Below are 8,197 nucleotides of genomic sequence, written 5' to 3' on the forward strand. Positions count from 1 at the left end.
GCGCGAGCCGAGCGGTCTCGGCGATGTCGACGATGTCGAGGCCGGGGTTGCTCGGCGTCTCGACCCACACGATCGCGGTCTTCTCGCTGATTGCGGCCGCCAGCGCAGTCGTATCGGTGAGGTCGACGGTACGGATGCCCACGCCCCACCGTTCGTATTCGTTCTTCAGCAGGCGGTACGTGCCGCCGTAGACGTCGCGGGGAATGATGATCTCATCACCGGGTCCCAGCAGCGCGGAGAACACCGCCACTTCGGCGGACGTGCCTGAGTTGACCGCGGCTGCGAACGTCGCATTCTCGAGTACGCACAGTGCCTCTTCGAGGTCGCTGCGGTTCGGGGTGCCGGTGCGCGCGTAGTCGAAGCCTGCGCGAGTGTCGCCCGGGGTGTCCATCATGAAGGTCGAGGTCTGGAAGATCGGAGCCACAACCGAACCCGTGTGCGCTTCGGGCATAGCTCCCGAGTGCACCGATCGGGTCGAGATTCCGGCGGGTGTTGTGGGCTCGGTGGCAAATGAACTCACGGCGGATCCTTCCTTCACAGATGGTGACCGCTGCTTCTGCGGTCACCATCAGTCTGATCTGCCGTGGACCCCACGCGCGCGCTCCATGACACGCGCGGTCATTCCACGTCATAATGTCCGTCATCTTTCGACGCTAAACGTCATCATCACCCGCCGAGTCGGCTCGCCGTCCCATGTGACCGTGGTCCTACCGACGCCAGTTCTTCGCCGAGGCGGCTCGCTGTCCCGGGCGACCGGCCCCCGTGGCGACCGGTCTCGGCCGTTCACCCGGCGAGGAGCACCCGACGGTCAGACGCCGCCGACACAGCGTCGAGAATCGCCGAGGCGATGCGCTCGTTGTCAGCGAATACCGGCGCACCCGTGTGCGGACGACAGCAGATTCTCCAGCGGTCGGTCGGAGTGAGACAGGTCGAACAGAGCCGCCGAGTCGGTGAGGACTGCCAGGGACAGTCTCTGCCCCGCCGATCGATACTTCCGAGGGATACCGTCGACCAACCACCTCATATTCGCCGCGGCAGGTCGTGTGAGAATGGCGGTGAGCACGCCCGACCACGCGGCCGCCTCGCTCGGCGCCAGCCGCCGAGCCCGGGCTCGCCGTTAAAAGGAGAGAACCGTGACGATCGCCTTCGCGAAGACCTCACTGCCCATCATCGGTGCGCCCATGGCCGGTGGGACGACGACGCCCGAGCTCACCGAGGCGGTCGCCCGGGCCGGCGGATTCCCCTTCGTCGCGGGCGGCTATCTCACCGTCGAGGCCCTCGCTCCGCTTATCACACGGATGCGTGAGACGACCTCGAACTTCGGCGTCAACCTCTTCGCTCCGAATCCCGTCCCCGTCGATCGCGAGGCTTTCGATGACTTCGTCAGGGCGCTCGAACCAGCCGCGGCCGCCCGCGGGATCACGCTCGATCACGAGCCGGTCGAGGATGACGACCATTTCGACGACAAGCTCGACTGGCTCACCGAGCACCCTGTTCCTCTGGTCTCGCTGACCTTCAATCTGCCCACCGCCGAGGCGGTCGACCGCCTCCACGCCGTCGGCACTCAGGTCGTCGCCACCGTCACGTCGGTCCCCGAGGCCCGTGCGGCCTCCGAAGTCGGGGTCGACGGGCTCATCGTCCAGGGGCCGCGTGCCGGCGGACATTCGGGTACGGCCGATCCGACGCGGACCATCGAAGACCGCGCGACCGTCGATCTCGTCCGTGACATCCTCGCCGAGGTGGACCTGCCCGTGGCAGCCGGAGGCGGAGTCGACGGTGAGGCAATGGTGGGTGACCTCCTCGGTGCTGGGGCGAGCGCCGTCGTCGTCGGCACCCTGCTGCTGCGCTCCGACGAGGCGGGCACAGCACCGACGCATCGGGCCGCGCTCGCCGCCGACGAGTTCACGGAGACGCGGCTGACCAGGGCGTTCACGGGACGGCCGGCGCGGGCACTGGTCAATGACTTCGTGCGGACGTTCGACTCGATCGCCGTCGATGCCTACCCTGCGGTGCACCATCTGACCAAGGAATTCCGGTCCGCGGCGAAGAAGTCAGATGACCCGCACGGCCTGCACTTGTGGGCCGGGACCGGCTACCGCAGCGCCCAGGAAGGATCGGCGGAGACCATCGTCAAGGACCTCGGCGCCGGCTTCGCCCGCGAGTAGTCAACGAGCCGGCGTCCCCCGCCCACGCCCCTCTCCGAGCCGCGCCGCTCAGCTCCCGGCGACGACCAGCCCGGAGTCGTCGGCGGCGACGACGATCTGGGTACGGTCGCGCAGTCCCAGCTTCGACAAGATCCTCGAGACGTGAGTGTTCACGGGGACGGACGCGGGTGGGCACAGCCACCTCGGCGGAGGTTTCGGCATCAGGGGATGCGCGAACGCGTCGAAGCCTTGGACGGGAGCCTGCCGGTGGGGCCGACTCAACACCGTGGTTTCGAGGTCAGGGCATCGCTGCCGATGGAGTGAGTGCCTGCGGATCGATGACATAATCGATCTGGGATCCCTGCTGTCTGAAATCCCCTCCGAAAGGTGCAGAAACAGTGACTCACTCATCCCCATCGACGCCGTCTGACCCCTCGACACCGGCGCCGGTACCCGCGGAGCGAGAGCAGTCCCGGTTCGTCCGGGACCTGCGGCGCACGATCGCCGTCATCATCGTCGTGGCCTTCAGCGTGGCGGCGATCGGCGGGATCATCGTCATGCTCGGCGATATCGATTCCGAACCGACGTTCCAGGTCATCGCCACGACGGCGGTGACCGGCGCCTGCAGCGTCGCCGCCTTCTGCGGGGCGACGCACATCGGTCGGCGAGCCCAATGGTTCGGCAGCGCCACGGTCCTCTTGGCGTTCATCACCCTGCTGGTGAGCATTCTGTTCATCTGGGGCGATCCGTACATGTGGGACGACCCCGTCCCCGGCTCCACCGGCCTGACCATCGGCGACATCCTCTACCAGGTGCTCGCGTCGATCGTGCTTGTCACCGCCGTCGCTTCGGTCAGTTCGCTCATTCTGCTGCTGGTGCCCCGGTCTCGGGTGGTGCGGATCGGGCTGCCGATCACGCTCGGCCTGCTTGGCCTCGGCACGAGCCTGGTTCTCGTCACGATCTGGGTGGAGTCGGCGTGGGAACTCGAGTGGCTGACCCGCCTCAACGGGATCGTGTGGATCCTCGCCGCACTCGGGGTCGTCGTCGTGCCGCTGACCTCGCTGCTGCTCAGGGCCGGGTCGAAGCCTGCGCGCGCCGACCGCGCCGGCGAGAGGTCAGCCCGATCGACCCAACCGTCGTCGTCCGAGCCGTCGTCCCAACCGGCGCCGGCCCTGTCGCCTTCGACGCTCGATCGCATCAACGCCGCTGCGCGGGCCGAGGGGATCACTGCAGATGAGCTCATCGATCGGCTTCTGACCGCGGAGCCTCGAACCCCTTCGGCAGACGAGAGTCGATGAAACCTGCGACGAAGGCGCCGAGGACGAGCAGGATGAGGAGCGCGATCATGCCGGCGAAGTTCGACAGCACGGGGTTCTTGAAATCGAACAGTCCCGGCCAGATGGCGTAGACGACCACACAGCACACGCCCACGAATCCGAATACGTTGAGCGTCGCCTGGCCCGTGGACCGTGCGCGCTTCCCGCTGTGCTTTGAGGCTTTCTCTTCGGGGGTGCCGAACTCGGCGTCGGGTGTCGTCCCTGCCGCCTCCGCTCTGTCTTTGACCTCGTGGAGGACGGTGAGGACCTGGTCTTCTTCACACCCGCGCTTGCGCAGGTTCTGGGCGAGCTCGCTGTAGTAGCTCATGACAGGTTCGCTTTCGTTTCGGTGTCGGCGTTCACGTCGCTGTCCACCGCGGTTTCCTCGTTCTCTGGGCTGTCCCCGCGGGGACGCATCGGTTCACGGTCGGTCGGGCCGCCTCGGCGAAAGGACGATCCGCTTCGGCGGCGATGATCGAGGACAACGACGGTGCCGAAGATGATCGGAGCCGCGATCGACATGACGACCTCCATCGTCGGTGCGCTCGTCGCATTGAGGTCGGCACCGGCGAGCACACCCAGACCGAACGCGACGACGTTGTTGACGATGTGGAAGGCGATTCCGGCCTCGAGACCGCCGGTGATGATGGTCAGGGTGCCGACGATGACGGCGAAGATGCCGACGTCGATCAGTCCCGGCAGGTCGTAAAGGTGGCCGGCGACGAACATCGGCACGGGGATGAGCACGGCCCACGCGGGCTGGCGCAGCCATGAGCCGATGATGTTCATGGCCAGGCCGCGGAAGACGATCTCCTCGGCCGTCGCCTGGAAGGGAACGAGGAGGATGATTGCGATGAGCATGGCGAGCACTTGGCTGTTCCATACGATTCCCGAGGTCAGGTTGCCCATCGCTCCGTCGGAGAAGATGACCATGACGATCGCGCAGACCACCCATACGGCCGCGCCGACCAGCAGATAAAGGCCGAGCCGCCCCCATCGCATGCCGCCGCGGAGCGAGAACATCGAGGAGAACAAGCGCCGGTAGATGCATAGTGTCGCGAGCTCGGCGGTCGGCCACATGAGGATCACGCTGATGAGTCCGAAGAGGATGCCGGTGGTCGTGTTCATGTCGATGAGCTGGTCCGACCACGCGTTGAAGTCGCTGTCGGCGCCGAGGGCGAACAGTGCCCAGAGGAAGAAGCCGACGAAGAGGACGACTATTGCGATGAGGTAGAACACCAGGGTCAGGAGGGCCACGAGGAGCGGTTTGTACCACCGGTTGACTGGCAATGCGGCGAACTGACGATGATAGTGCAGTGTGTGGGGTTGAGTTCTCATGTCTCCACCCTTTCGAAACCGGCGGCCGCCCACCATCGGTCAAGGGCATGATCCGTGTCATCCCATCGGGTGAATGCGCACGTCAGAACGCTTCCGTCCGGGCTCCTGCGTCCACAGTTCCCGCCAGAACTCATCCTTTCGGACGACAGCCTCACAGCCCTCGCCCCGGTAGGCTCGAAGGGTGACATCTCGCCCCGCCCGCCGCCCGCTCGCGCGAGCCCTCCTCTGGACCGGCATCTCCGCTGTCACCGGTGTGCTCCTGCTCTTCATCGTCGTCGGAATCGAATGGCCGGATCTTGAGAGCGCAGAAGCCCAAGATGACGCGCTCTTCTTCGAATTCCTCGTCCATCTCGCCTTCGGGTTCGTCGGTCTCGTCTGCCTGCCCATCGTCCTCGCGTTCGACGGACGCCGAGTTCCGCGCACTCAGCTGAGACCGAAGGTCCTGGCCGCAGAGAAGCTGCGCGAGTTCCTCACTGTCTCCGGCCGCGGCGGTGAGGAATACCTCGCCGCTGACGGATCCGTCGAATCGCTCCAGCGCCGTCCGGGCGGCTGGATTCCCGTCACCGTCGGAATCATCGGCATCCTCATCGGCACAGTCAGCACCCTCGGTGCCATCGCGGCCTCGATCATGCTCGTCTCCCTGTCGGCCCGGCGCAGCTGGGCACTCGACTTCGGCGCACTCGCCGCCACGCTGGCATCCTTCTCAGCCACCTATATCCTCACCCCGCAGGCGGCGGGAGCCTTCGATCTTCCCGTGTTCGTCTTCGGCGGCGTCATCTACGCCGTGTTCGTCATCATCGGTGTCATCCGCGGATCTCGTGAGCAGGGCTTCATCGATTCCGCCGCACAGACCTTGCTGCGCGGACGTTCCCGCCAGGACCGTGCCATCGCCGAGGTGCGCCGCGGCATCGCCCGAGACATGCATGATTCCCTGTCCCACCACCTCTCCGTCATCGCGATGTACTCCGGTGCCCTGTCTGTGCGGGCGGACCTCGACCCCGACGAGGTGCGGGAGAACGCCCGCCTCATCGCCGATGCCGCCCGCCGCTCCGGTGTCGAATTGCGTGAGGTGCTCACCATGCTGCGCAGCGACGATCAGGGCACGGTCATCGACCCCGACATCGACCGCCTCGTCGCGGCCAGGGGCGACACCGCCGAACTGCGCTACCTCGAACCGGTGGCCGCCGAGTTCCTCCACCGGTGCGGGGCTCTTGAGCGCACGACGATCTACCGCTTCGTCCAGGAGGCGATCACGAACGCGGTCAAACACGCTCCGGGCCAGACGGTGACGATCGAGGTCGGCTTCGACGAGACGGACGGTTACCTCGAACTCGTCGCCAGCAATCCGCACACCGGCCTGGCCCCAGCCTTCCGCGCCGGAGCGCAGCAGCTCGTCTCCGGATCCGGATTGGGACTGCTCGGACTGCGGGAGAGAATGGAGGCCATGGGCGGCGATCTCATCGTGACGACGACCCCGGAGTTCACCCTCCGTGCCCGCATCCCCGTCGATGCCGACATCGTCACCGACGGCGACGCTCTGGGCACGACCGAATCGACCGATTCCCCCGACGAGCAGGAGACGCAGCCATGAGCATTCGGGTTCTCATCGCCGACGACGAATCGCTCATGCGCTCGGGTCTCAAGCTCCTCCTCGGCGCGGTGACCGATATCGAGGTCATCGCCGAGGCGGTCGATGGTGTCGAAGCCATCGACCTCGCCCGTCGGCTGAGTCCCGACCTCGTGCTCATGGACATCCGGATGCCCCGGCTCGACGGCCTCGAGGCCGCACAGACGCTGCTGTCCGAGCCCGAACACCCGCAGGTGCTCATGCTCACGGCCTTCGGCACCGACGATTTCATCCACCGCGCCCTGCAGTCCGGAGCTGCCGGCTACATCCTCAAGGACACCCCGCCGGAAGAGCTCATCAACGCCGTTCGCGCGGCAGCCGACGGCACCCGCACCCTGTCGGCGACCGCCCTGGCCACGTTGATGTCGTCCCGTCCGGCCGCCTCGGCGTCGGGTCAGGATCCGCTCGCGTCCCTGTCGACCAGGGAGCGGGAGATCGCCGAGGCGGTCGCGCAGGGGATGACGAACGCACAGGTGGCACGGTCGCTGTTCGTCTCGACGGCAACGGTGAAGACCCATCTGGCGCGCATCTTCGACAAACTCGAGGTGACCTCGCGGGTGCAGCTGGCGCTGCTCGTCAACGCCCGCCGCTGACAATTCCTCTCAACAGCAGAGCCGCCCCTCCGCGACTGCGGAGACGGGCGGCTCTGTCGGTCAGACGATCCTCGGTGAGGGTGTCAGCCGATCATTTCGGGGCCATGCGGATGGCGCCGTCGAGGCGGATCGTCTCACCGTTGAGCATCGGGTTGGCGACGATCGATTCGACGAGCTGCGCGTACTCGGCGGGCCTGCCCAGGCGGGCCGGGTGCGGCACGGACTTGCCGAGGGATTCCTGCGCCTCGGCGGGCAGGCCGGCCATCATCGGGGTCTCGAAGATGCCGGGGGCGATGGTGACGACGCGGATGAGGGTGGCGGCGAGCTCGCGGGCCATCGGCAGGGTCACCGCGGCCACGGCGCCCTTGGACGCCGAGTAGGCGATCTGGCCGATCTGTCCGTCGAAGGCCGCCACCGATGCGGTGTTGATGATGACTCCGCGCTCTTCGCCGTCCGCTTCCTGGTCCTGCATGGCCGCGGCGGCGAGGCGGCAGACGTTGACGGTGCCGACGATGTTGATGTTCAGCACCTTCTGGAATGCCTCGAGCGGCAGCGGGCCCTTGCGGGAGACGAGCTTTCCGGGGGTGGCGACGCCCGCGCAGTTGACGACGACGCGCAGAGCGCCGAGCCCGGTGGCGGTGTCGACGGCGGCCTGAACCTGCTCTTCGTTCGTCACGTCAGCGGTGACGAAGTGGGCGGATTCGCCGAGTTCTGCGGCGACCTGCTGTCCCACCTCGGCGTTGAGGTCGACCATGACGACCTGGGCGCCGGCGGCCAGGAGGCGTTCGGTGGTGGCGCGGCCGAGTCCGGAGGCTCCGCCGGTGACGAGGGCGACGGTGTTCGTGAGATCCATGAGTGTCCTTTGCATCGCAGAGTGAACGATTGATCACTGCGACTCTAACGCAAGTGTGGGGACGGTCACTGTGCGCGGTCGAGTGGGGCCGCCTCGGTGAGGGATTACTTCGACGACGGCGACGGTCGCAACGGGGAGGGTGTCGGTCGACGCGGGGACGACGAAGCCCGCCGGTCGGGTGACCGGCGGGCCTGTCTCAGCTCAGCTGCGAGGGTGGACTCAGGCGGCCCGCTCCTCGGCACCGGCTTCGCGCACGGACTTCAGGGCCTCGCCCCAGGCGACGATGTCGTCGACCATGGAGGCGAACGGGGCGGCCGAGACCTCGG

The 8,197-nt window shown here is 66.9% G+C and carries 8 protein-coding genes and 1 pseudogene; 4 read left to right on the top strand and 5 right to left on the bottom strand.

What is annotated here, in order from left to right:
- On the bottom strand, positions 1–520 hold a 520-nt coding region (locus ACTIIH_RS15280), incomplete at its 3' end, for an aminotransferase class I/II-fold pyridoxal phosphate-dependent enzyme (RefSeq protein ID WP_441452726.1).
- A 613-nt stretch (positions 521–1,133) separates the two neighbouring features.
- On the opposite strand from ACTIIH_RS15280, the gene ACTIIH_RS15285 reads away from it, so the two are divergent.
- Entirely contained in the window at positions 1,134–2,165 is a 1,032-nt protein-coding gene (locus tag ACTIIH_RS15285) for an NAD(P)H-dependent flavin oxidoreductase (protein ID WP_441452727.1), read from the top strand.
- 48 nt (positions 2,166–2,213) lie between these two features.
- Here ACTIIH_RS15285 and ACTIIH_RS15290 read toward each other — a convergent pair.
- Positions 2,214–2,330, bottom strand: a pseudogene (locus ACTIIH_RS15290) (DNA-binding response regulator); the annotation flags it as partial.
- A gap of 212 nt (positions 2,331–2,542) precedes the next feature.
- Between ACTIIH_RS15290 and ACTIIH_RS15295 the strand changes: the two are divergent.
- Positions 2,543–3,442 carry a hypothetical protein gene (locus ACTIIH_RS15295; protein WP_441452728.1) on the top strand — a complete coding sequence of 300 codons (900 nt, stop codon included), beginning with the start codon at positions 2,543–2,545 and terminating at the stop codon, positions 3,440–3,442.
- On the opposite strand, the gene ACTIIH_RS15300 is transcribed toward ACTIIH_RS15295, so the two are convergent.
- Both ACTIIH_RS15300 and ACTIIH_RS15305 read right to left on the bottom strand, forming a co-directional pair.
- The gene (locus tag ACTIIH_RS15300; RefSeq protein ID WP_101555329.1) at positions 3,384–3,788 is read right to left on the bottom strand and encodes a hypothetical protein; all 405 of its coding nucleotides are present in this window, start codon (positions 3,786–3,788) and stop codon (positions 3,384–3,386) included. The genes ACTIIH_RS15295 and ACTIIH_RS15300 overlap by 59 nt on opposite strands.
- Complete coding sequence (locus tag ACTIIH_RS15305) at positions 3,785–4,798, bottom strand: CPBP family intramembrane glutamic endopeptidase (RefSeq protein ID WP_441452729.1); 1,014 nt, start codon at positions 4,796–4,798, stop codon at positions 3,785–3,787. Before ACTIIH_RS15305 ends, ACTIIH_RS15300 begins: the two co-directional genes overlap by 4 nt.
- A 181-nt stretch (positions 4,799–4,979) precedes the next feature.
- Here ACTIIH_RS15305 and ACTIIH_RS15310 point away from each other — a divergent pair, with 181 nt between their 5' ends.
- Both ACTIIH_RS15310 and ACTIIH_RS15315 read left to right on the top strand, forming a co-directional pair.
- The gene (locus ACTIIH_RS15310; protein ID WP_441452730.1) at positions 4,980–6,389 is read left to right on the top strand and encodes a sensor histidine kinase; all 1,410 of its coding nucleotides are present in this window, start codon (positions 4,980–4,982) and stop codon (positions 6,387–6,389) included.
- Positions 6,386–7,018: a response regulator gene (locus ACTIIH_RS15315; RefSeq protein ID WP_441452731.1), complete on the top strand. Its 633-nt coding sequence runs from the start codon at positions 6,386–6,388 to the stop codon at positions 7,016–7,018. Before ACTIIH_RS15310 ends, ACTIIH_RS15315 begins: the two co-directional genes overlap by 4 nt.
- Positions 7,019–7,109: 91 nt before the next feature.
- On the opposite strand, the gene ACTIIH_RS15320 is transcribed toward ACTIIH_RS15315, so the two are convergent.
- Positions 7,110–7,871 carry a 3-hydroxyacyl-CoA dehydrogenase gene (locus ACTIIH_RS15320; protein WP_441452732.1) on the bottom strand — a complete coding sequence of 254 codons (762 nt, stop codon included), beginning with the start codon at positions 7,869–7,871 and terminating at the stop codon, positions 7,110–7,112.
- Positions 7,872–8,197 lie beyond the last annotated feature (326 nt).

The sequence above is a fragment of the Brevibacterium sp. genome (assembly GCF_052105255.1).
In the GTDB taxonomy this organism is placed as follows: Bacteria; Actinomycetota; Actinomycetes; order Actinomycetales; family Brevibacteriaceae; genus Brevibacterium; species Brevibacterium linens_B.